At 57.1% G+C, this 23,855-nt stretch carries 18 protein-coding genes, 1 tRNA gene and 1 riboswitch; of the genes, 9 read left to right on the forward strand and 10 right to left on the reverse strand.

Features of this window, described 5'->3' with window-relative positions:
* Nucleotides 1-33: 33 nt before the first annotated feature.
* On the forward strand, nucleotides 34-546 hold the full coding sequence (locus J4862_RS02045) for a methylated-DNA--[protein]-cysteine S-methyltransferase (RefSeq protein ID WP_211789087.1): 513 nt from the start codon (nucleotides 34-36) through the stop codon (nucleotides 544-546).
* A gap of 185 nt (nucleotides 547-731) precedes the next feature.
* On the opposite strand, the gene aroB is transcribed toward J4862_RS02045, so the two are convergent.
* The 5 genes from aroB to tyrS form a co-directional block, all read right to left on the reverse strand.
* Nucleotides 732-1,802 carry a 3-dehydroquinate synthase gene (gene aroB, locus J4862_RS02050; protein WP_211789088.1) on the reverse strand — a complete coding sequence of 357 codons (1,071 nt, stop codon included), beginning with the start codon at nucleotides 1,800-1,802 and terminating at the stop codon, nucleotides 732-734.
* A 9-nt stretch (nucleotides 1,803-1,811) separates the two neighbouring features.
* Nucleotides 1,812-4,448 (reverse strand): alanine--tRNA ligase, encoded by a 2,637-nt coding sequence (gene alaS / locus J4862_RS02055; protein WP_211789524.1) that lies wholly within the window; start codon nucleotides 4,446-4,448, stop codon nucleotides 1,812-1,814.
* A gap of 152 nt (nucleotides 4,449-4,600) precedes the next feature.
* A complete protein-coding gene (locus J4862_RS02060; RefSeq protein ID WP_211789089.1) occupies nucleotides 4,601-5,986 on the reverse strand; it encodes a YgcG family protein in 1,386 nt (461 codons plus the stop codon).
* A 5-nt stretch (nucleotides 5,987-5,991) separates the two neighbouring features.
* Nucleotides 5,992-6,591, reverse strand: a complete 600-nt coding sequence (locus J4862_RS02065; protein WP_211789090.1) for a LemA family protein — start codon at nucleotides 6,589-6,591, stop codon at nucleotides 5,992-5,994.
* A gap of 48 nt (nucleotides 6,592-6,639) precedes the next feature.
* Nucleotides 6,640-7,944: a tyrosine--tRNA ligase gene (gene tyrS / locus J4862_RS02070; protein ID WP_211789091.1), complete on the reverse strand. Its 1,305-nt coding sequence runs from the start codon at nucleotides 7,942-7,944 to the stop codon at nucleotides 6,640-6,642.
* Between the two features lie 473 nt (nucleotides 7,945-8,417).
* Here tyrS and rbfA point away from each other — a divergent pair, with 473 nt between their 5' ends.
* The 3 genes from rbfA (at nucleotide 8,418) to gdhA (ending at nucleotide 11,486) form a co-directional block, all read left to right on the forward strand.
* On the forward strand, nucleotides 8,418-8,753 hold the full coding sequence (gene rbfA, locus J4862_RS02075; protein ID WP_211789092.1) for a 30S ribosome-binding factor RbfA: 336 nt from the start codon (nucleotides 8,418-8,420) through the stop codon (nucleotides 8,751-8,753).
* A 33-nt stretch (nucleotides 8,754-8,786) separates the two neighbouring features.
* The gene (locus J4862_RS02080; RefSeq protein WP_211789093.1) at nucleotides 8,787-10,028 is read left to right on the forward strand and encodes an FtsX-like permease family protein; all 1,242 of its coding nucleotides are present in this window, start codon (nucleotides 8,787-8,789) and stop codon (nucleotides 10,026-10,028) included.
* A 120-nt stretch (nucleotides 10,029-10,148) separates the two neighbouring features.
* Nucleotides 10,149-11,486 (forward strand): NADP-specific glutamate dehydrogenase, encoded by a 1,338-nt coding sequence (gene gdhA, locus J4862_RS02085; protein WP_211789094.1) that lies wholly within the window; start codon nucleotides 10,149-10,151, stop codon nucleotides 11,484-11,486.
* 1,071 nt (nucleotides 11,487-12,557) lie between these two features.
* A riboswitch (cobalamin riboswitch) is annotated at nucleotides 12,558-12,806 on the reverse strand.
* A 116-nt stretch (nucleotides 12,807-12,922) separates the two neighbouring features.
* Here gdhA and J4862_RS02090 read toward each other — a convergent pair.
* The 4 genes from J4862_RS02090 to J4862_RS02105 form a co-directional block, all read right to left on the reverse strand.
* Nucleotides 12,923-13,408: a ferritin gene (locus J4862_RS02090; RefSeq protein ID WP_211789095.1), complete on the reverse strand. Its 486-nt coding sequence runs from the start codon at nucleotides 13,406-13,408 to the stop codon at nucleotides 12,923-12,925.
* 102 nt (nucleotides 13,409-13,510) lie between these two features.
* Nucleotides 13,511-14,020 (reverse strand): S4 domain-containing protein, encoded by a 510-nt coding sequence (locus J4862_RS02095; RefSeq protein ID WP_211789096.1) that lies wholly within the window; start codon nucleotides 14,018-14,020, stop codon nucleotides 13,511-13,513.
* A gap of 49 nt (nucleotides 14,021-14,069) precedes the next feature.
* Entirely contained in the window at nucleotides 14,070-15,134 is a 1,065-nt protein-coding gene (locus tag J4862_RS02100; protein WP_249107435.1) for a glycosyltransferase family 9 protein, read from the reverse strand.
* A 45-nt stretch (nucleotides 15,135-15,179) separates the two neighbouring features.
* Entirely contained in the window at nucleotides 15,180-15,791 is a 612-nt protein-coding gene (locus J4862_RS02105) for a DUF4254 domain-containing protein (RefSeq protein ID WP_211789097.1), read from the reverse strand.
* Between the two features lie 816 nt (nucleotides 15,792-16,607).
* Here J4862_RS02105 and J4862_RS02110 point away from each other — a divergent pair.
* The 5 genes from J4862_RS02110 (at nucleotide 16,608) to J4862_RS02130 (ending at nucleotide 21,321) form a co-directional block, all read left to right on the forward strand.
* Nucleotides 16,608-18,509: a hypothetical protein gene (locus J4862_RS02110; RefSeq protein ID WP_211789098.1), complete on the forward strand. Its 1,902-nt coding sequence runs from the start codon at nucleotides 16,608-16,610 to the stop codon at nucleotides 18,507-18,509.
* Nucleotides 18,510-18,710: 201 nt separating this feature from the next.
* Nucleotides 18,711-18,795 (forward strand) — tRNA-Ser (locus J4862_RS02115).
* 312 nt (nucleotides 18,796-19,107) lie between these two features.
* Nucleotides 19,108-20,334: a site-specific integrase gene (locus J4862_RS02120; protein WP_211789099.1), complete on the forward strand. Its 1,227-nt coding sequence runs from the start codon at nucleotides 19,108-19,110 to the stop codon at nucleotides 20,332-20,334.
* Between the two features lie 38 nt (nucleotides 20,335-20,372).
* Complete coding sequence (locus tag J4862_RS02125) at nucleotides 20,373-20,837, forward strand: DUF1896 domain-containing protein (protein ID WP_211789100.1); 465 nt, start codon at nucleotides 20,373-20,375, stop codon at nucleotides 20,835-20,837.
* Between the two features lie 148 nt (nucleotides 20,838-20,985).
* Nucleotides 20,986-21,321, forward strand: a complete 336-nt coding sequence (locus J4862_RS02130) for a hypothetical protein (RefSeq protein WP_211789101.1) — start codon at nucleotides 20,986-20,988, stop codon at nucleotides 21,319-21,321.
* Between the two features lie 426 nt (nucleotides 21,322-21,747).
* On the opposite strand, the gene J4862_RS02135 is transcribed toward J4862_RS02130, so the two are convergent.
* Nucleotides 21,748-23,448, reverse strand: a complete 1,701-nt coding sequence (locus tag J4862_RS02135; protein ID WP_211789102.1) for a hypothetical protein — start codon at nucleotides 23,446-23,448, stop codon at nucleotides 21,748-21,750.
* Nucleotides 23,449-23,855: the final 407 nt, after the last annotated feature.

Below are 23,855 nucleotides of genomic sequence, written 5' to 3' on the forward strand. Positions count from 1 at the left end.
TTGCGCTTAGCTTAGTTGCTTCGTCTCCAGCCCATGGATCAGCCGCTACACTGCTACGCCTACCCCTCACCCCTCGGGGTGATCACGCTGGGGATCAGAGCTGGTGCGCTCGCGCTGCTTGATCTCCCAGGCGAGGCGCGGCCTAGCGTAGACGCCGAGGAGCTCCGCACGGAGCCCCCAGCCGAGGAGGCCGAGCTCCTGGGGCGCGTGGGGCAGCAGCTGGCAGACTACTTCGCGGGGCGTCGCCAGCACTTTGATCTGCCGCTCGCCCCAGTGGGGACGCCCTTCCAGCGGGCCGTATGGGCCGAGCTCGCCCGTGTGCCCTATGGCGAGACGCTGAGCTATCTCCAGCTGGCCCAGCGCCTAGGCAAGCCTGCCGCCGTGCGTGCTGTGGCGCAGGCCTTGGGGCGCAATCCCATCGCCATCATCCTGCCCTGCCACCGCATTGTCTCTAGTGGTGGTGGCCTCGGCGGCTTCAGTGCGGGCCTCGAGACCAAGCGTAGCCTCCTGCAGCTGGAGGGCGTGCTTGCCCCTGAGCTCTTCTAGTCGGCGTAGCCACTCCACCCTTGGCGTAGAGCCCGCGGAGTCTTGCCCACAGTGCCCCGAGCCTACATCCGCTCCTCCTTGCATAGCCTCCCTAGGCCTTAGCGATAGCAGCAAACAGCCGCGCCCCCGAGTACATAGAGATGCTCGGGGGCGCGGCTGTTTGGATGGAGGAGGGGCGGGGGCGGCTACAGCCGTCCGAAGGTCTCGCGGAGGAAGTCTAGGGCGGCGCGCAGGGGCGCCTCGTCGCTGAGCTCCAGCAGCTCCCAGTCCCCCGGGGCCTTGATACCGACGAAGCGGATAAGGCCGTGGCTGTTCTTCTTGTCCTGACGCATCAGTGAGATCAGTTCGCCGTAGTCGCGGCAGCTGTAGAGCGCGGGCTGGTAGAGCTCCTGCGCGAGGTAGAGCAGCTGGCGGAGGTAGTCGCGGGAGCAGCCCGTGAGCTCCGTCGTGAGGTAGCTCTCGACGATGAGCCCGAGGACGATAGCCTCGCCGTGGCGCAGGCTCTGCCCCTGGGGACGCGCTAGGGCGAAGGCCTCGAGGGCGTGCCCTACGGTATGCCCTGCGTTGAGGATACGCCTGAGGCCCGACTCGCGCGGGTCGGCCGCGACGACGCTTGCCTTATAGTCTACGCTGGCGCGGATGAGCTCTAGCCACTCCGCATCGCTGAGCCCGACGGGGTCGCCGAGGCGCCGCAGCTGGTACCAGGCCTCCTCCCCCTGCAGGCTCGCGTGCTTGATGATCTCCCCGTAGCCCGAGAGTAGCTCCTCTAGGGGCAGGGTCTCTAGGAAGGCCGTATCAATGAGTACCTCCTCGGGGAGGTGGAAGGCGCCGACGAGGTTCTTGACCCCAGCGAAGTCGATAGCGGTCTTGCCGCCCACGGAGGCGTCTACCATGGCCAGCAGCGTCGTGGGGACATTGATCGTCCGTATGCCCCGCATGTAGGTAGCGGCAGCGAAGCCGCCGAGGTCCAGCAGGGCACCTCCGCCGATGATGACTAGTAGGCTCTGACGGCTGGCTCCTGCCTCCGCGAGCCAGCTCCAGAGCTCGGCCAGCTGGCTGGGGGTCTTACTCTCCTCGCCTGAGCACTCGAGGCTGTAGTAGGCCGTCGAGGGGGGGAGCTCAGCCTGGAGCACCGTGATGCGCTCAGCCTGCAGCTGTCGAAGTGCGGGGTCAATCAGGACAAAAAGACGGTCGCAGGCTAGCCCCTCGACGAGCGAGGGTAGCCTGCGACCGAGTAGGTCTGTGCCTAGGATCATGGGTGTGCCTTAGGCCTGAAGTCCGAGGTCAGCCAGCAGCTGGTCTACTGCGGCATTGAGCCCGTCGGAGTTCTTCCCCCCAGCAGTAGCGAAGTGAGGCTGACCGCCGCCGCCGCCCTGGATGTGCTTGGCAGCCGCGCGGAGGAGCTGGGCGGCATTCCACCCGCGGCTCTCGACGAGGTCCTTGCTCAGCATCAGCGTGAGGTTAGGCTTGCCCGAGGTCTTGTCCTCCTGGGCTCCGATGAAGACGAAGGGCTCGCTGAGCTCACCTGCGATCTGGAAGGCCAGGTCCTTAATGATCTCGGTGGGGACGTCCTGACGCAGGAGGAAGAGGCGGATACCATTTACCTCGTGGCGCTTCTCCAGTAGGCGTCGCTTGACCTCGAGGAGCTGCTGCTTGACGTAGTCGCCTACCTGGCGGGCCAGCTCGCTGTTCTCCTCGAACATCTTCTGGATAGCCGTCATCAGCTGCGGGCTATTGTTGAATAGCCCGCGGATGCTCTGCAGGAGGTCCTCCTGTGCATAGAGGTAGTCCTCCGCAGCAGCGCCCGTCACGGCCTCGATACGGCGTACGCCTGCAGCCACAGAGGACTCGCTGGTGATGCGTACCGTGCCGATGACGCCCGTGGAGGCGACGTGTGTACCGCCGCAGAACTCCGTGGAGCTGCCGAAGCGGATTACGCGGACGTGGTCGCCGTACTTCTCTCCGAAGAGCGCCATGGCGCCCATCTGACGGGCCTCCTCAATGGGTACCTCACGGTACTCCTGTAGGGGGAGGCAGGCGCGGATGCGCTCGGCGACGAGGCGCTCTACCGCACGGAGCTGCTCGGGCTCGACCTTAGCAAAGTGGGCGAAGTCGAAGCGCAGCACCTCGTCAGAGACGAAGGAACCCTTCTGCTCGACGTGTGCACCGAGGACCTCACGTAGGGCCTCGTGCAGCAGGTGCGTAGCGGAGTGGTTGGCCTCGATACGGTGGCGATGCTCGGCATCGACCACGGCTCGGAAGCTCCCCGCCAGCTCGGCGGGGAGCTGCTTCATCAGGTGGATGGCTAGGTTGTTCTCGCGCTTGGTGTCGAAGATCGCGTAGCGCGTGCCGTCCGAGGCGATGAGGACGCCGCGGTCACCGACCTGTCCGCCCATCTCGGCGTAGAAGGGCGTCTCGCTGAGGACGACCTGGTAGTACTCCTGCCCCTTCTGCTTGACCTGGCGATAGCGGAGGATCTCGGTCGTCGTCTCTAGCTGGTCGTAGCCTACGAAGCGTACGGCAGCCTCGTCGTGGACGCTGATCCAGTCACCTGCGTCGATGGCAGCGGCGTTGCGCGCACGCTCCTTCTGCTGCTGCATCGCAGCGTCGAAGCCTGCCTCATCGACCGTCATGCCCTGCTCGCTGAGGATGAGTGCCGTCAGGTCCAGCGGGAAGCCGTAGGTGTCGTAGAGGACAAAGGCGGCCTGCCCGTCCAGCACCTGCTGGCCCTGGCGCTGGCACTCCTCGATCTGCTTGTCCAGTAGACGGATGCCCGTCTCCAGTGTGTGCAGGAAGCTCTCCTCCTCCTCGCGCATCACCTTCTCGATCAGCTCGCGGCCTGCCACGAGCTCGGGGTAAGCCTCGCCCATCGTCTGTATGAGGACGGGTAGGAGGCTGTACATGAAGGCCTCACGACGCCCGAGGAAGGTGTAGCCGTAGCGTACGGCGCGGCGCAGGATGCGGCGGATGACGTAGCCCGCCTTAGCATTGGAGGGCAGCTGCCCGTCCGTGATGGCGAAGGCGATGGTACGGATGTGGTCGGCGATGACACGCATCGCCACGTCCGACTTCTTGGCCGCACCGTACTCTATGCCCGTGAGGGTGGCGATGGCCTGGATCATCGGGGTGAAGATGTCGGTATCGTAGTTGGACGTCTTGCCCTGTATGGCCATGCAGAGACGCTCGAATCCCATCCCCGTATCGATGACGCGCTTGGGTAGGGGCTCCAGTGAGCCGTCGGCCTTGCGGTTGTACTGCATGAAGACGAGGTTCCAAATCTCGATGACCTGAGGGTGGCCTTGGTTCACGAGGCTCAGCCCGTCGACCTGTGCACGCTCTTCGTCGGGGCGGATATCCACGTGGATCTCGGAGCAAGGACCGCAGGGACCCTGATCGCCCATCTCCCAGAAGTTGTCGTGCTTGTTGCCATTGATGATGCGCTCGGCAGGGAGGTGCTTCTCCCAGAAGCCTGCGGCCTCATCGTCGCGCTCCAGCCCTTCGTCGGGTGCTCCCTCGAAGACGGTCACATAGAGGCGATCCTTGGGCAGCTTGAGTACCTCGGTCAGGTATTCCCACGCCCAGTCGATGGCCTCGTGCTTGAAGTAGTCCCCGAAGGACCAGTTCCCCAGCATTTCGAACATCGTGTGGTGGTAGGTGTCGTGGCCTACTTCCTCGAGGTCGTTGTGCTTGCCGCTGACGCGCAGGCACTTCTGCGAGTCGGTCACGCGGGGGTACTTGATCTCGGCATTCCCGAGGATGATGTCCTTGAACTGGTTCATCCCGGCATTGGTGAACATCAGCGTAGGGTCGCCCTTGATCACCATGGGAGCAGAGGGCACGATCTGGTGTCCCTTGCTATGAAAGAATTGCTTGTACGACTCGCGGATTTCTTGCGAAGTCATGCTGCTCTTGTCACTCATCTATGTATTTAGGCTTGTATCAATGTGATTGAGGATGCAAAGGTACGCTAATTCCACGTATCGCTGCGGGCGCTGAGCCCTCGTCCTTGACTAAGGGACTGCCTGGACTAGCTAGGCGTGGACCCTCCGAAGGGCTACCACCCGCTGGTGGCGCCACCGCCGCCCGAGGAGCCTCCCCCGAAGCTGCCTCCACCAAAGCCCCCGCCGAAGCCTCCGCCGCCGAAACCCCCTCCACGGTGACGGCCTCCACTCAAGAGCCCGCCGAGGAGCATGGCGCCGAGGGCTGCGTCATCGGTCGAATTATCTCGGTGGTCGCGGTGATCGCTCTCCCCACAGTTGTGGCAGCGTAGCTCGGTACGTATGTAGCGGACCCCCTCGAGACGTATGCGCTGCTGCCTGACGACCTCGGCCGTACGTGCTCCACAGTGACGGCATACGCTCCAGTGCTCGGAGCGGTCCTCCCCGACGAGCTCTAGCTCGTGGCACTCAGGGCAGGCGAAGGCGACATAGCGCCGCGAGCCGAGGGCGGTCTCTAGGCGCTGGGGCTGCGTCAGATAGCTGTAGCTCTGCTCGAGGCTCAGCTGCTCGAGGAGCCCCTTCCGACAGTGCGGGCAGCGCGAGAGGCGCTGCTCGATCTCCTGCAGCCTACGCTGCATATATATATAGTATAGGATACCGACCGGCAGGCACAGCACGCAGAGCAGCAGCGCCCAGATGCGGTAGGTGCGGCGTAGGCTGGGGTAGCTGAGCAGGAGCTGACGCTGCCCACGCTGTGCCTGGTGCACTACGCCCTGCAGGTTGTTCACCAGCGAGAAGGCGATGATCGCTACGATGAGGATATAGAGGTAGAGGAGCGCAGAGCTATCCAGCCCGAGCCCCTCGCTGCTAGGGCCTCGGGCAGTGTGCCGATCCGAGCGGTAGCCTGCTGCGATCAGCTCCTGCTTCACAGCCTCTACCCCCATGATCAAGGCATCCGCATAGTGGCCCTGACGGAGGAGGGGGATCATCACTTTGCGCTGGATGCGGGAGGCTACAGCATCGGGCAGCGTACCCTCGAGGCCATAGCCGACCTCGAAGCGTACCTTGCGCTGGTCGAGGACGAGGAGGATCAGCAGTCCATCGTTGAGCGTGCGGGAGCCTATGCCCCAGCTGCGGAAGAGCTCGGTGGCGAAGCCCTCGATGTCGCGCTCCCCGATGCTAGGCAGCAGTACGACGGCGCACTCGACACCCGTGTCGCTACGTAGCTCGGTGAGCAGAGCGTTCAGCACATCTCGCACGCTGGGGCTCATGTAGCTCTCGGGATCGGAGAAGAGCTGGAGGCTATCCTCGGCGAAGACCTTGGGGACACGCTCTACCGTGTAGACTGTGCCGCTCGAGCCCTGTGCCTGGAGCTCTGGGCTGGAGAGCCCGAGGCCAAGCATCAGCGCCAAGAGGAGGCTAAGCGTGTAGCCTATATGACGAAGCCTGCCCCCACGCTCCCCGAAGGAAGTCCTGGGAGCAGGCTGTAGGTACTGCAGCATAGGCGCTACTTCTGACTAGAGGAGAAGTCGACCACTGGAGCTACATCGCTGCCAGCCTGGGCGGTGAAGTAGGGGCGGGGACGGAAGCCCGTGATACCCGCGATCAGCGAGTTGGGGAAGCTACGCACCTCGAGGTTGTAGGTCTTGGCGATCTCGTTGAAGTCACGGCGCGCCGTGGCGATACGATTCTCTGTGCCCTCCAGCTGCGCCATGAGTGTCTGGAACTGCTCGTTGGCCTTCAGCTCGGGGTACTTCTCCACGACGACCATCAGGCGGGAGAGCGCCGAGGAGAGGGCATCCTGTGACTGCTGGAAGCGTGCCAGTGCGGCCTCGTCCATATTGTTGGCATCGATCGTGGTGCTCGTGGCGCGGCTACGTGCCTGGATGACGCCCTCGAGGGTCTCACGCTCGTGGCTGGCGTAGCCCTTGACTACGTTCACGAGGTTGGGGATGAGGTCGGCACGGCGCTGGTAGTTATTCTCTACCTGAGCCCAGGCCGTATTGACCTGCTCCTGCGAGCCTACGAGGCCATTATACTTCGATACCCCCCAGAGGAGGACGAGGACAGCCACGACGGCTGCGATGATTCCTTTTGAGAACTTCATGATGTCTGTCTGCTTAGTGGTTTGAGTCTAGGGGCTGCGTGGGCTAGGCTAGCGGGCGATGAGGAGGTAGTAGTTTTTCTTGCCGCGCTGCACGAGCAGGTAGCGCCCGTCGATGAGCTGCTCGGTGGTGATCAGCTCGTCCGTGGAGCTGGCCTTCTCCTTATTGATACTGATGCCTCCAGCCTGGACGAGCTTGCGCAGCTCGCCTTTGGAGGGGAAGATGGCGGCATCCTCCGTCAGGAGCTCGATGAGGCGACGGCCTGCCTCGAGCTCGGTTCGGGCGACCTCGTACTGAGGTACCCCCTCGAAGACGGCCAGCAGCGTAGCCTCGTCCAGCGTCTGGAGCTGCTCGCGTGTGCCCTGACCGAAGAGAATGCCCGAGGCGGCTACAGCGGCCTCGTAGTCGGCGCGGCTGTGTACCAGTACGGTCAGCTCCTCCGCTAGGCGACGCTGCAGCGGACGTAGGTGCGGTGCTGCTGCCTGCTCGGTCTCGAGGGCAGCGATCTCCTCGCGGGAGAGCGTGGTGAAGATCTTGATATAGCGGGCAGCGTCGGCGTCGTTGACGTTGAGCCAGAACTGGTAGAAGGCATAGGGCGTCGTGCGCTCGGGGTCGAGCCATACGTTGCCGCTCTCCGTCTTGCCGAACTTACCCCCGTCGGCCTTGGTGATCAGCGGGCAGACGAGGCCGAAGGCTTCGCCCCCATCCTTGCGTCGGATCAGCTCTGTCCCCGTGGTGATATTGCCCCACTGGTCCGAGCCGCCCATCTGCAGGCGGCAGCCGTAGTTGCGGTAGAGGTAGAGGAAGTCGTAGCCCTGGAGGAGCTGGTAGCTGAACTCAGTGAAGGACATCCCGTTGGAGTTCTCCCCGCTGAGACGCTTCTTGACCGAGTCCTTAGCCATCATATAGTTGACGGTGATGTGCTTGCCGATGTCGCGGATGAAGCCCAGGAAGCTGTAGTCCTTCATCCAGTCGTAGTTGTTGACGAGGACCGCGGCATTGGGGGCGTCGCTCTCGAAGTCAAGGAACTTCGACAGCTGCTTCTTGATCCCAGCTTGATTGCGCTTCAGCGTCTCCTCATCGAGGAGCTTGCGCTCGTCCGACTTCATCGAGGGGTCGCCGATCATCCCCGTAGCGCCGCCCAGTAGGGCGATGGGGCGATGGCCGGCGCGCTGTAGGTGGCGCAGCATCATGACGCCCACGAGGTGACCTATATGCAGCGAGTCCGCCGTGGGGTCTATCCCGAGGTAGGCGGAGGTCATGCCCTTGGCGAGCTCCTCCTCTGTCCCGGGGATCATATCATGGATCATGCCACGCCAGCGTAGCTCTTCGACGAAGTTCTTAATCTCACTCATATCTATGCTGTGTTTATATCGTTTCTGCAAAGGTACGTAATCCCTACGTTCGCCCCACACGGAGGGACAAGCCGCGTTTGTCCCCGACGCAGCTCGCAGCTCCAGCCTCACCCCATCTCCAGCGAAGGGAGGGCTAAGCCCTCGGCGAAGTGCGCCCATAGGGAGAGCGCCTCTGAGGGATAGCAGTCAGCGCGCTGAGAGACGTCAGTCGCTCGCGCCATGGATACCCATCGCGAGGCTGAGGGATATCCCTCAGCGGCGCTCCGAGCCTAGTCAGCGGCCTGCGATCACTCAGAGGATGGTCCTGCCTAAGGGTAAATGGGATCGGACGTAGCAAGGGCCTTTGCTGCTGCTCCTAGAGAGTGGCAATGGGGTGGAGTAGTGGGGGCGCGGTGCGTCAGCCCGCCTGCTGCGTGCGGTCGGCGCAGGCTTTTACGTATCTTTGTGCCGTACCAACTAGACAGTATAGAAGAATGGACAATACCCGAATGAGCCGCATCAATCGGCTGATACAAAAGGAAGTCAGTGACCTCTTCCGCCAGCAGACCCAGGCCCTACCTGGGACGCTGGTCACCGTCACCTCGGTCACCGTGAGCCCCGACCTAAGCATCGCACGTGTGCGCCTCTCGATCTTCCCCACCGAGCGCGGGGAGGAACTGCTGGAGACCATCCGCTCCAACGCCCGCGCCATCCGCTACGACCTAGGGCTGCGCGTAGGCAAGCAGCTGCGTAAGCTACCCGAGCTGACCTTCTTCATCGACGACTCGCTCGACTACCTCGAGCGTATCGACGAGCTGCTGGGTCGCTAGTCGCCCCGATACCATATTATATATAGGAGGGACGTGCTCAGCCTACGTATAGCGCTCCGCTACCTCTTCAGCCGATCGCGCCTACATGCGGTGAACTATGTGACGGGGGTCTCCACCCTCGCCGTAGCCATCGTGGCCATGGCGCTGGTCTGCGTCCTCTCGGTCTACAATGGCTATGTGGAGCTCATCCTAGCGGGGACGGAGCGTACCGATGCCGAGCTGCTCGTACGTGCTCGCAGCGGTGGTGTCTTCGACCTCAGCAAGTATCCTCAGTGGCCGAAGCTCCTCCGTGAGACGGGTGTGCGCAGCTGTGTGCGCCTACTCTACAGCAAGGGGCTGCTGCGTGCCGATGAGCGTCAGTGGGTCGTCGAGGTGCAGGGGGTAGACCGTCACTTCGGGGAGGTCTACACGATGGAGCAGCAGCTCTTCTCGGGCCGCGCCCTGAGCTCGGCACTCCACCACTACAGCAGTGCCGACAGCCTCCTCCCCATCACCATAGGCGCGGGGCTGCCACTGCTCTCCGATAGCACGGCTCGCGGAGCTGAGCCCGCTGAGGTGACGCTACTCTTCCCCAAGCGTCGGGGCTTCATCAACCCGCTGAATCCCGCCAGCTCCTTCAGCGGTATGCCTGTCGAGGTCATAGGCCAGTATCCCCCGATGAGCCTCGAGACGGACCACACCATCTACGTGCCGCTGGAGGGCCTGCAGCAGCTGCTGGACTACGAGCGGGACGAGCTCAGTGCCCTAGCGCTTCGCTACCCTAAGGGGACGGACCTCGAGGCCGTCCGCGAGCGCCTCGCAGAGGGTCTCGGGTCGGAGCTAGTCGTACAGGACCGTGAGGAGCAGCACCCCGAGCTCTCCTATCTCATACGCATGGAGAAGGTGATGACCTACCTGATTCTGCTCTTCATCCTGCTGCTGGCCTCGCTCAATGTCGCCAGCAGCCTGACGATGCTGCTCCTGGAGAAGCGCAGCGACTATGCCATCCTCTACGCCCTCGGCGCCTCGCAGCGCATGGTGGGGAGCATCTTCCGCAGCGTAGGTCTGCTGATCGCCCTCATCGGATCGAGCCTGGGGCTCGTCCTGGGGCTCGTCGTCTCGCTCCTACAGCAGTACTTCGGCATCATCTCCACAGGTGCGGGGCTATCGGCGCAGGCACTTCCGGTGAAGATCCTGCCCCTGGACCTCGTGCTGGCCTTCGTCAGTGTCAGCGCGATCTCGTACCTGATCTCCCTCTATCCGATACACTTCTTCGTGCGTCAGCGCAAGGGATGAGGCGCGCTCCGAGGCTCAGTAGAGCGCGCATTTGGGCGTTACAAAATCATTGGTTACATTTGCCCATAGGAAACTAGACTCCACCAGGAGCCTACACATCATAACTAAATACTATTGCGTATGAAATCCGCAGAAATCCTCGCCTCGCTTGAGGCGAAGCACCCTGGAGAGAAGGAATTCCTCCAAGCCGTGAAGGAAGTGCTCCTCTCGGTAGAGGAGGTGTACAACCAGCACCCTGAGTTCGAGAAGGCCGCCATCATGGAGCGCCTCGTGGAGCCAGACCGTATCATCACCTTCCGTGTGCCCTGGATAGACGATGCCGGTAAGGTGCATGTCAACATCGGCTACCGCGTGCAGTTCAACAACGCCATCGGCCCCTACAAGGGCGGTATCCGCTTCCATCCCACGGTCAACCTCTCCATCCTGAAGTTCCTCGGCTTCGAGCAGACCTTCAAGAATGCACTCACCACGCTGCCTATGGGTGGCGGCAAGGGCGGCGCTGACTTCTCCCCCAAGGGTAAGAGCGACCGTGAGATCATGACCTTCTGCCAAAGCTTCATGCGCGAGCTGTGGCGCTACATCGGTCCTGACACCGACGTGCCTGCAGGGGACATCGGCGTAGGTGGCCGTGAGGTCGCCTATATGTATGGCCAGTACAAGCGCCTGGCGAACGAGCATACGGGTACGATGACGGGTAAGGGCTTCACCTTCGGGGGCTCGCGTCTGCGTCCCGAGTCTACGGGCTTCGGGGCTGTGTACTTCGTACAGCACATCTGCCAGCAGCACGGCATCGAGCTCAAGGGCAAGACGGTGGCCATCTCGGGCTTCGGTAACGTCGCTTGGGGTGTGGCCAAGAAGGCTACCGAGCTCGGCGCTAAGGTCGTGACGATCTCTGGCCCCGACGGCTACGTCTACGACCCCGACGGCATCAATACCGAGGAGAAGTTCCAGGCGCTGCTTGATCTGCGCTCCAGCGGTAACGACGTCGTATCCGACTACGTCAAGAAGTTCCCCAAGGCACAGTTCTTCGCAGGTAAGAAGCCCTGGGAGCAGAAGGTCGACATCGCTATGCCCTGCGCTACGCAGAATGAGATGAACGAGGCTGATGCCAAGATGCTGCACGCCAACGGCGTGACCATCGTCGCCGAGACGTCCAACATGGGCTGTACGGCAGAGGCTGCTGAGTACTTCGTCGCACAGAAGATGCTCTTCGCTCCTGGTAAGGCTGTCAACGCCGGTGGTGTGGCTACCTCGGGCCTTGAAATGTCCCAGAATGCCATGCACCTCTCTTGGACCAACGAAGAGGTGGATGCTAAGCTGCACCAGATCATGAGCGACATCCACGAGCAGTGCGTCCTCAATGGTAAGGAAGGCAACTATATCAACTACGTCAAGGGGGCTAACGTCGCAGGCTTCCTCAAGGTCGCCACGGCGATGCTCGAGCAGGGCGTCATCTAGTTCCAGCACCTACTAGACAGCAAACGAAGTCGCCCCCATCAGCTCGCTCTGAGCTGATGGGGGCGACTCTTTTTATTGGGATACGCGGTGGCGGGCTTCTTGCCTTGTCTCCTTCTTGGTCTCCTTGCTGGTCTGTTCCTTATCTCTTGATGCCGCTGCCTCCCTTGCTGGGCGCTGCGCTCGGAGCTATGTGCTCGGGTAGCTACAGCCGTGCTGTAGGACTGCCGCAGCGATGAGCTAGGCAGAGCATAGCACGGCTTGGCCTACCTTAGATTAGGCTGGAGGAAGGGGGAAAGGATGTTGTGGGGGGAGCTGCTCGCAGTAGGAGCTGAGGCTACAGGGCTGGGGAGGAAGGCCCTAGCTATAGGGTGCGGATGAGGTAGGATGGTCCTCGAGGGGTGTTTAGGTCTAAGGGGGGGGGCGCCTTGAGGGGCGGTGTGTGGCGACGCTTTGCCTTATGCTTTGTCTCCTTGGCTACTTGATCCTAGCGGGTGGGCTTACCTTACTTGAAGCGCAGGGGTGATGGTGGTGACAGAGGTGATCTCCCTCCGAGAGGGCTGCTCACGACTCTGTACCCGACCATGCACCTGCTGCATGTACGCTACCGGCTTATAGCTGCTCCTGGCACATGATCCACTCTGGACGCTATGCTATCTAGGCTGGAAGGGGCGGTTTTGGATAGGTTGGAGGAACAAATAAAGAGACCCCTTCGCGAGTCTAGCCTAGATCCCAGTCCGGAGTGTGTAGTGATCTGTCCTACTTCTCCCAAGTGGGTGGGGACGTCTCCCCAGCCTGGGGGACATCCGAGCATGAGGGAGCCTAAGGTCGGTCGTATGGTGCGGTCGGATAGGTACCCCTCGTAGAGCGAGCTTGGTCCTCGTCGTAGCGAGGACGATAGCGACATGATATCAAGAGGAGGTATCCACTGTGGCTAGGGAGCTACACAAGGGAAGACCCTTCTCTGACCTATACGTCGAGCAGAAGGTGCACCTAGGGTGAGGATAGCTGGCCTAGAGGCGGCGCGCTATGGGGTCACATGGCTGTCGTCTTCTCAATCTTATTCCCGAGATTGTCACACTGGTCCTTACGGGCAGGTCTCCTGGCTCATCACCCTGGTCTATCCCCGAGCACGCACCTTCCCAAGTCCTAGGACTCAGTGGCAGGCCGTAGCCTTTGGTGTCGGAGACCCTCCCTGAGGGGGAGGGGGTGACTCACAGTAGCGGGTACTGCGCCGGATTCGCACCGGCTTCCCTTACTAGCCCCGTCCTCTAGATGCGCTTCATCTGCTGCGGCGGCTATACCTGTAAGACACTGCAAAGGTACAGATTATATTCGATAGCGCCAAGGACGCTACACGGGGCTAAAGCAAAGCCAGCCCGCAGCTCCCTTTCGTGGGGCGTGCGGGCTGGCTTGGTCTTAGGGGCTAGGAGGGGCGCTTACTTGCGCTCAGCGAGCTCCTTGTCGAGGAAGATCAGGGCTGCACCCTGAGCCAGGCGCAGGCGATCGACGAGGTTGGAGGCGGTAGCCTCTTCCTCTACCTGCTCGCGGATATACTTCATGAAGAAGTCCTGCGAGGCCAGGTCCTGCTCCGCAGCCGCTAGGCGTACGAGCTCCTCGATCTTGGAGGACACGAGGCACTCGTGGGCGTAGGCCTTCTCAGCGATCTCGAGGGCGGAGGCGAAGTCCGTCTCTACGGCGGGAATGGCCTGGATGCGTACCTTGCCCCCACGCTCGATGCTGTACTTCATCATGTCCTCGGCGTGCCCCAGCTCCTCGCGGTACTGGACATAGTACCAGTGGGCGAAGCCGTCTAGGCCAGCCGATGCGTAGTGTGCCGACATCGAGAGGTAAAGGTTGGCGGAGAACATCTCCAGGGCGATCTGCTCGTTGATGGCAGACTGCATCTTCTCAGTAAACTTCATAATAGCTTGTTCTTGTAATTGTGATTGTATAAACCGTTCGTCTAGTAATACAGCCGAGCGGTCCTCTTTGTTCATTGGGGCAGGCGTGGTGCCTGCGCCTCCTTAGTCGTCCCAGTCCTTGCGTAGGCGGGCGGGACGGCCCTTGGGGGTACTGCGTTCCTGGCGTACGGCGCCGCGGCGGCCGCTATTGCGATGCCTCAGGGCACGCTCGTCGAAGGACTGTTCCTCTTCGTCCCAGCCCTCGATGCGCTGCTTATGGAGGCGGCGGTTCTCGGGGTTATTCTTGCTGGTCTTGCGTAGGGCCGCGCTCTTGGCTGCCGAGGCCTGGCGCTGGCTCTCGGCGCGCTCGGTACGCTTGTCTCGCGTGCGGCTGCGGCTGGCATCCTTCTTCTCCTTGGCCTGGAGCTTCTCCTCCGCTAGGTGATCACGGATGAGATCCTTGACGGGCAGGTCTACTTCGTCAAAGTAGACGCTGTCCTCGGGGCCGACGAGATCGGCCAGGGTGGCGCGGCGTCCGTTGACCTTGACGCGTCCCTGCCGTATGTAGTCCTCGGCATCGCGACGAGAGCCGAGGCCAGCGTCGCTGATGAGCTTGTTGATTCGTAGTTTCATTCTGCTGTGGTATGGGGTCGCTGATGGGGGTGTCTGGGCTGGGGCGGGCCTAGGGGCGGAGCTGTGCATCCGCCCAGGCTGTGATATGCTGCACGACCTGGGCGCTGGGCATAGCCTCCGAGCAGCTCAGCCCCTCGGAGTGGCATTCCTTATTGTCCCCGAAGATACTGCAGGGGCGGTGCTCCATTCCCTCGGGCTGTAGACAGTCCTCGAGCTGCTGCCCGATGCCGAGGAAGCCCGCCGCGGGATGGGTGCAGCACCAGATGGAGAAGCAGCGGACACCGACGAGCGATGCCAGGTGCATATTGGCGCTGTCCATGCTGAGCATGGCGTCGAGCGTGGCGATGAGGAGCAGTTCTTCGGAGAAGTCCAAGAGGCCAGCCACCGTGCGCAGCTCGGGGAGCTCCTTGGCCCAAGCCTCGAGCTGCTGGGCCTCACGGCCAGGCGCCCCGAAAAGGTAGAGCTCGAAGCGGCCGTCCTTGACTAGGGCCGCGAGTACCTCCTTCATGCGCTCGGGCGCGTAGGTCTTCGCCGCCGTAGAGGCGAAGGGGGCTATGCCGAGGCGAAGGCGCCCGCGTGGCGTCTGCACCAGCTCGGGGTGGAGGCGTGCGAAGGTCTCCAGGAGCGAGGGGTGCAGCGCTATGGGCGGCGGGAGGTCGGGGACCTCGAGACCCGCCTCGACGAAGACCTTGCGGTAGAGCGTCCACATCGGCGGCACAGGCTGTATAGGTGCTCCTGCGGGGCGGTGAAGTAGGGCGCGGCGCTCGCGGCGGGGCTTCACCAGATGGCGCACGGGGATCTCCCAGAGGCTGAGGTAGCGGCGGAGGAACTTGGTACGCAGCACATCGTGCAGGTCCAGCACGGCGTCGAAGCGCTCCAGCCTCAGCCTGCGGGCATAGCGCATCAGCCCGAGGAGGCTGCGCTCCTCGCGGCGGGTGTCTATGGCCATGGCCTCGAGGTTGTCGGGCGGATCGACCAGCAGCTCCGTCATGAAGGGCTGTGTCAGGAGGATGAAGTCGTGCTGCTCATTGGCCCGAGCTACAGCGTAGAGGAGCCGGAGGAGCATCGCCACGTCCCCCAGAGCGGAGAGGCGAATGACGAGGTAGCGCGCCACAGAGGTCTGTTATATATGGAGTAGGGAGCTCGTGAGCGTCGTGGGCTAGAGCGTCTGCCCCTTCAGGAGGGGATTGAGCTGCGGGTCGTTGTACATCTTCATCTGCTTGTAGACCTTCATGTACTTACGCCCTGCGGCGATGTCCTCTAGGAGCTCGTCGATGGCCTGCGTCAGGTCGCGCTCCTGCTCGAGGAGTATGGTGAGCTTGCTGCTGCACTTAGCGCGCAGCTCTTCGTCCCCCTCGGCACCCTTGAGCGCCTTGCCCATGTTGTAGATCTTCAGCTCGAGGATGGAGAGGCGATCGATGGCCCAGGCTGGGCTCTCGGTATTGATGCTGGCCTCGGACAAAGGCTTCACGGAGGCAAACTCCTGCAGGAAGAAGCTGTCGATGAGCTCCACGAGGTCGGTGCGCTCCTGGTTGCTGCGGTCGATGCGGCGCTTGATCTTGAGCGCCTCCACGGGGTCGATGTCGGGGTCGCGGATGATGTCCTCGAGGCACCACTGGGCGTTGTCGATCCAGTTCTTGCGGAAGAGGTCGTGCTCGATCGTCCGCTCGGGATAAGGGTTGACACAGGGAGTATCGACGCTACCCTGAGTCTCGTAGACCCCGATAGCCTCCTTGAAGATGCGTGTAGCTAGGTGACTGAACTGCTTCATAGATGGTTGCTAGCGCTTGATTGCTAGCTCAAAGATAAGTAAAAGCCCCTAGCGCACCAAGCCCCCATAGGGCCTAGCGCGTAGGGGCTTCCCCGTGTGCTGTCTCCTGCTCCTTATCGCTCCCGTCTGCTACCTGCCGCTCGCCGTCCTCCTTCGCTGCTGTCCGTCCCTCTGCTGAGCCTTATCCCTCGGCCTGCTGACTGATATCCCTCACGGCGCTGACTGCCGTCCCTCAGCTCGCTGACTGATAGCCCTCGTGAGCCTCCCCCTTGTATTTGCGTAAAGTCCGTCAAGGCTGTCTAAGGCGTGAACGACCAAAGGGCGGACGCTTGAGGAACTTGGGGGGCAAGCTAAGTAAGCCCTCCGAGCGAAGTCCCTAAGCTGGCTTCGGAAAGTACCTTATGAATCAAGAAAAAGTGGCTAATCTTTTGCGCAAAAGATTAGCCACTTTTTCTGAAAAGATTAGTTACTTTTGGGAGGAAGATTAGGGACTTCGTCTCGGGCCTGCCTCAAGCGCCCTTGCGAAGTCCTTCGACCTCACCAGCAAAGGCTAGCGACTTCCTTCGTCCTTAGCCTAGTCTAAGGGAAGGAAACGGCTGAAGGAAGGCTTGGAAATCTAGCCACATTCCCCGCCTTCTGGCTGGGCTTCGGGTCGTCTTCGCAGCTCGAGCCAAGCGGCCGAGGCGGTAGCGCCTTCGCCTTGTCGAGGGCGAGGCGAAGCAAAGCTGCTATCTCATCTGTAGGCGGACGGGCTACAGAGCGTTGAATGGATAGGGCTTACCATTGTTTGATTAGGTATTTGTAGTAAGATAGATTATGAAGATCAAAGGACTTAATAGGGTGATTCCTGGAGGCCGCCATATCGAGAGTATGGGCGATAACCTTTTGTTATATACTTTGGATGATGGACTGTACTGTAATGGGGAGCTCATTTTTCCTACGTACTTAGAACCGTACTTCAACTATGATGGTGGGCACTACCTAAGCTCTTCGGAGCCATCTGGAATATACAAGCTCGACCCCGAGAGTAATTCTATTAGGCTTTGCGTGTCGAGATCACGAAGAATACGATTAGGTACCTCTGATGAATGCTTGCTTCTAGGGAGATACAAGAATAGGGAGCACACCTATACACTAGAGCTTGAGGGAAAGGAGATTTGGACTAAGACCACTAGTCTCTCTCAAGTCATCCAAGTAGGGCCGTATGCTCTGTTTTATCAGGGGAGAGGACAACTTGAAGGTTCTTGTCAGCTCATCGAGCTCGCTACTGGAGCTGTGCTTTGGAAATTAGACCTCCCAGGTGCTTATATCTACAAAGTTTATCCCTACGAGGATAAGGTCGTTATCGTGTGGTTCCCTCCTATGGGGGAAGAAGATAAAAGTCGTGTGTCGTGTGTGGAGGTGCCATCAGGGAAGATTATCTGGGAAAATCGAGAGCCGAGATACTACCAAAAGTATGGCAACGACAAACTAGTATTCTTCTGCTCTTCACTTTGGGAGGATGGATATGAGCGTGGAGATAATCACGAGCTTGCAGAGCTAGATGTACGGACTGGAGCCTTTCAAACGTATACGTTCCCAGGCTATAACACCAGTACCTATGTAACGACGGTCTACAAGAACTATCTTTTCTATGGAACACTGAACTATTACTTCTACGTTGGGGCTATCGACTTACGCACGCACGAGATGCTTCCAGAGGTTAAGATTGACTACACTCCAGGGAATCTTAACCAAATATCGAGCATCGGCGTACACGATGGACAGCTCTACGTGGAGATTCAGACTGAGCTCGACCATAGCGATATCCATGTCCTCGACCTAGACGAGGAGGAGTGCTCAGCGGGTAAAGAAGGAATTAATATGGGACGAAAAATAAGGATCTGTAGGTGTCGAGGCGAATGCTGTTACCCCGAACAGAGCACAGGATTCTATGCGCACTTATGCGAATTGCTGAAAGACCCATCAAGGGTCGAGCAACTAGTTAAGGAGGGGTATGTAGTCTTTGATCGTTACCTAGATAGCGGGGCTTATAGAGCTCCAGACCTAGAGTTCTTGAAGGCGCTACAAGACCACTTTCTGGAGCTAGAGCGTAAGGGTAAACTATACACCACAGGAGATCCAGACCCTTACATACTTTTCCTATATCAGCCAGGGGTTACCTCAAAGCTGTTGGCTCAAAGCTTTATTGAAGTGGAAGCAGTACTCGGTCCACACACGATACGCTATGAGTACTCTAGAGCCTATATGAATGTGATCTATTGCGACACGAATTTCATCGGTCCCGAAGAAAAAGAGTACCTTATAGAGAGGTATGGAGCGCCTACATATACCAAGGAAAGTAGGGGAGAGCAATATTGCCCAGGAGGGTATATCATTATCCCAGTAGAGGATGTCGATAAGCTCGTTGCCGTAGAGCGCTTCCGAGCGCTAGATGACACTGATGAGAGACCAGTATACACGGGTGAAGAGCGGATCTACGAGCTAGACTTGAGGGCCCCCGAGGAAAGTGTCTATAAGTACTTCCTAGGGCATGGGATTATCCTAGAGTATGATCCCGAGAACTTCGCTCCGGAGTATCTGTATCCTCCACAAGAGGAAGACGACACGGAGGAGCAACGCTCCAAAGGATATCTCCCCGCTTGGCTTCGATCTCTATGTCGTAAAGTGTCAACGCTACTTCGGGGTGAAGAATCAGAGAGTTACTATCGTAGATAAGCAAGCTACTTATTGAGACTATTGCACGAAGAGAAAGTGAAGCCGATAGGAGTTGCTTGGTACCTCCGCTTGTCTGTGGAGTAAGGGGCGCTATTTATATGGGATGTACAGAAATGTCCATACGAGCGAGGTGCTTGCAGGATTAGCCTAAATATCGTACCTTTGCAGCGCAAGTAAGCGCTAGCTTATTTGCTGACCAACGGAGAGATGGCAGAGTGGTCGAATGTGGCGGTCTCGAAATCCGTTGTACCGCAAGGTACCGGGGGTTCGAATCCCTCTCTCTCCGCAATGAGGCTTCAAAGTGACTGCAAAATGGTCGTCAGAGAAGCCTTCAAAATCAAAGAGAAAGCGTTGTAAGACCATGTCTTACAACGCTTTCTCTTTGTACGCTGTGCATAGACCTGACGGCTTACCCTTAGGGTCTAATCGTCATCAATCGGTCAAATTCTGCTACAGAAACTGCTACACAAATCGGGGCCTAGCAATTTGTGTAGCAGTGACGGCTAGATGAAGGGCTATTTGAAGGCAGCAACGTGCTCTCATTCAATGTGTAAGTAAGTAACTTTGTAGCACCCGCTACACTAAGGAATGATGCATTATGAGACAATCGTTCAAGGTGTCCTTCTACCTACGCTCCAACTACGAGAACAAAGAAGGCAAGTCGCCCGTCATGCTACGTATCTTCCTCTCAGGAGCAATGAGCAATCTTGGCTCCACGAAGATCTTCGTAGACAAGGCACAGTGGAACAGCAGAACCAGCCGACAGAAGGGCCGATCCTCAGAAGCCCTCGCTGTGAATGCTAGCTTAGATGCCATCTCAGCCAGCCTCCACTCCCTCTATCACAAGTACCAAGACGACGAAACCATCTCGCTCGACAAGCTCCGATCCGCCTACCTCGGACAAATCCAGGAGTTCAGCACCTTTCTCTCTGTCTTTGACAAGTTCATCGATGACATCCGTCAGCGCGTGGGGCACACCATCAGCAAGGAGAGCTTGCAGAAGTACAGCGTCTTGCGTAAGCACTTCTTCGAGTTCCTAGTACACAGATATAAGCGTAAGGACATTGGACTGATGGAGCTCACACCTGCCATCATCCAGGACTTCGAGTTATACCTCACGACAGTGACCTCATGTGCCTACAATACCGCTGTCAAGAAGATGAAGACCTTGAAGACTGTCACTATCTATGCCCTCAAGCGGGGCTATCTCCTCCAAGATCCTTTTCGCGATCACCACTTCCACCTCGCACCAGTGGACAGAGGCTTCCTCACCGATGAGGAGATCCTGAAGATAGCCAACAAGGAGCTGACCATCCCTCGCCTCGCGCTCGTCCGTGACCTCTTTCTCTTCTCCTGCTTCACGGGACTTGCCTATATTGATGTCGCAAACCTCAGAAGAGAACACCTCGTTACTATGAATGGAAAGACATGGATCATGACGCGGAGAAAGAAGACAAGCGTAGAGAGTAACATCCTCCTCCTGGACATCCCCAAGGCCATCATCGAGAAGTATAGCCCTAGTACGACTTCCAAAGACGGGAAGCTTTTCCCCATCCTCTCCAACCAGAAGATGAATGCCTACCTCAAGGAGATCGCTGACGTATGCGGGTTGCAGAAGCGGCTCACCTTCCATCTAGCCCGCCACACCTTTGCGACGATGTCGCTCAGCAAAGGTGTACCGATGGAGAGCGTCTCAAAGATGCTAGGACATACCAACATCAAGACCACGCAGATCTATGCCCGTATCACCAGCAAGAAGATCGAGCACGATATGGAGCAGCTAGCGAGTAAGCTCGATAAGTTCAACGAAGCCATGGGCCTCTAACCTAATCAATCATCTCATCATAAGCTATAAGCTACATTATGAACCAGACCAAGAAAGAGCTTTCCTACTTCCGACTCAAGCTGGAAGGCTACCTCAGAGACCATCATCCCGAGCTAGTGGCCAACAGCGCCTTCATCGGAGCTCGTACAGACCTAGCCCTTTCCTCCTACTGCGATAGCGTAGCCCAGGGCTTCTCGCACCTCGAAGCGGAGGCAATGGCTAGCGAGGTCCTCTACCAGGGACTCCACTTCTCCAAGTATGACACCCTTGTCTCCATCCTAATGGAGGAGTTCTCCGAAGAGCTTCCCGATCCCCTTCCCCGTAGGCTCGCCCCCATCCTCCTGGGCAACAAGTCCGTCCAAGCGGTCTTCTCCAAGTACGAGCTACACGATGACTTCGACGGCAGTCCTGAGTACGAGCTACTCTACACCGAGCTGACGGGTACCATCGTCCTGCTCATTGAGGAGAATCACCTCCCCACTCTCGGCAAGGCAGAAGCGTAAGCTCAAGAACAAGATATCATCCAGGGGACACGCGAGTATCAAGAGCCAAGATATACGCTCCGCTCCACACGTCAAGGGACCAGCGCCTTGTCCTTTGTGTCTTGGAGCATCTTGCCCCTGCTCTTGAATCTCTAGCATGTCCCCAGATATGAATACTCAAGCAATGAATCACGATCCGCACAGCCCCGTCTTCATCAGGGGCAAGACCACTCCCGATAAGCAGACGAAGGAGCAAGCTCCTCCCTCTCGCTCCATCGACTGGCGACGCCTCATCGAGCTGGCGCTTCTCCTGGTACTCGTGGTAGCTGCCCTCTACCTCGTCTCGAGGCTCGTCACACCACAGCTCGTGACGATTGTAGGTATCATCATGGGCTTCCTCCTGCTACGCTTCGTAGTACGAACAGTCCTACGGGTTACCTTCACCATCCTTGGCTTCCTCTTCTGGCTAGCCATCTGCGTGGCGATCCTAATCTGCATCCTTTAGCAAGGATACTTCCTCATGCTCTAGACGGGTGGCTTGCTCTCAGGAGCTAGCTACCTTTTCAGTTTCAACTTATAGGCTTTGCACTTCTGCTTCTCATCCAGCCGCTCCACTTGATGCGTAAGCGACGGATGCTGTTTCTTTTCCCTAGCAAAGGTAGGACGGGGCTGGGGCTACCCCAAGGTCGGTGCCTGCGGTTGGCAGGAAAATCTCCACACTTCCGCCTCAAGGGCTCCAGGTCGTATTTTCCCTCCAAACCTTGTGTCCGCCATCGCCCCGCTACCTCTGTCTTGCTCGAAAAAGGAATCAGCATACTCCGATCGTTGGACGCATAAAATATTAATATTGAGATAATATTCCATATTTTCTCAGCGTATCATAACTGAGTGATAGTAAGTTTCCGTAAAGCAATCTAGACAACCTATAAGATTACAGGTCTTTCTTTGAAATCTCGCAAAATGAAATATTCTTGCATTTCTTTGGGTTAATCACTATTTCCTTTTTCTCACCTTTGACACCCCAAACTGCAAAAATCTCACTTTTATCAATCTCCATATTTGCACACCAACCAATATCCCCTATTACCTCGTTCTTCTTATAGAAAACATAATCCAAGGCATTGTTTTTGTCCATAGTCCAACTGATACCAAACTGCCTAGATTGTTTTTCCTCATCACACATACCTCTATATACTGTAACCTTTTGGGGCAATCCTTCATAAATGTATTTTTCCTCATCAGTCAGCTCATCTGAGTTTCTATTTGGTAGCTCATTTTCCAAATTTTCAAGATAGTCCTCCAGCGCAAAATCATAAGTTGTTTTTTTCAACTGTCCATAGATGTTATCTGTCATGATATAAGCCTCTTTTAACAAGTGATAAGCTAACTGGGCATCATCCCTTAGATTAGCTGTTTCATTAAGAAGCAGTACAAACATTAGCATTCTAAACGGTCTGCCATTAGAATAACCACTATACATCAGTTGGATTCCTAAATCTTTCGTTAGCGTTAGACCTTTGCAAAGTCTAGCAATTATAGAATGCAATGAGAGAAATTCAGGCATCAAGAAATCCATATCTTTTAGCAGTTCTTCATCTGAATATTTATCTCCCATTATGTTTTTTTTGCTAACAATTTGGTTCCCTAAAAGTCTACATATAGCCATTTCTGTAGCTTTGGTCTTATTCTTTATGCTCGTTTTCTTCTGTAGCACATTAATCAGAGTTTTAATCGTATTATTCAGTAGTTCCATGATACCCTTCACAAGCTCAGGAAGGAATACATTTATTTTATTGCCCTTTGCGTAGAATTTATTTCTCGTCCCCGATGATACTAGACGACCTTCAATATCAATGTCTGGCATCAGAATAAAAGGCTCCACAGGGTTGCCACCCTCAACAAAAGGATAGTAGATGGCACAACGGTAATCCCATGCACCGTTATGAATAAACTCATCACGGAAGCTGATAGCTGTTCTAACATATTTAGGCTCACTATATAATAATCCATCAGCCTTCAACTCGTCAAAACCGAAGTTCCCTTTTTTATATAGTATACTTTGGGTTCTGCATTTCAACTTCTTATATTTAGAAAAATCTTGGGAATCATACTCCGAGCATTCATATACTACTTTTGTAAAAAGATCAAACGATGAACAAAGCGACACAAAAACATTATTGATGGCCGTATGTACTTTATCAGATGTCTCATCCAGTCCTCTCGTTGCTGCTTCATATTCGCTGTCCTCATACAAGCAATAAGTAGGAAGGTACTTATATATCACTTCCAGATAGCTTCTAATAGACATTACACGATCTTGAAATGCATTCAAGACTCCTTGCATGTCTGCCCAATGAATAATCCTATTTGATACTGGGTCATTAAACATAGAGCGTAATTGCTCGTAACATTCCTTATCCATCATGGATTCTGGGGACCTTCCTGCATCTATCATCCATAGAGGAATAACAGACATTAGCCTTTGGTAGTCTAAATCCTGGAATAAGTAATCTTCTATAACATCATACAAAGGAACCACGCATTCAGATGTATAAAAAATCTGCTGATACAATGCTGTGAGTAATTCCTTGCTGTGTTCTTTTGCCATTTTGCTATCTTGTTCTGATTTCATGCGCATCTTATTTGCCACTATGTTTCTTCATATCATTAAGACACTAAGTAGCTTCAATAGAAACCACTACGAAACATCCATATTTCATTATATTCGATGTATGACGAACCCCAGTAATATCAACCGAGAGATACGAAATTACGACATTCTCTTATAAGTCTCGATTAAGATGTTCCTAAATTGAGTTTCCGTTGTGATCTTCTATTGATTTTTCTTCTGTATTTGAGGAATCTTCTTGTACGGTAATCAAAAGTTGTGTATGATGCAGTAGCATCTACCTATTTTAATTTTTCATCTTCACGGATGGCGAGCTCTTCGGAGCTTGCCACCTTTTACTTTCAGCTTATAGGCCTTGCCTTTCTGCTTCTTCATCCAGACGCTCCACTTGATGCGTAAGCGACGGATGC

The sequence above is a fragment of the Porphyromonas sp. oral taxon 275 genome (assembly GCF_018127745.1).
In the GTDB taxonomy this organism is placed as follows: domain Bacteria; phylum Bacteroidota; class Bacteroidia; order Bacteroidales; family Porphyromonadaceae; genus Porphyromonas.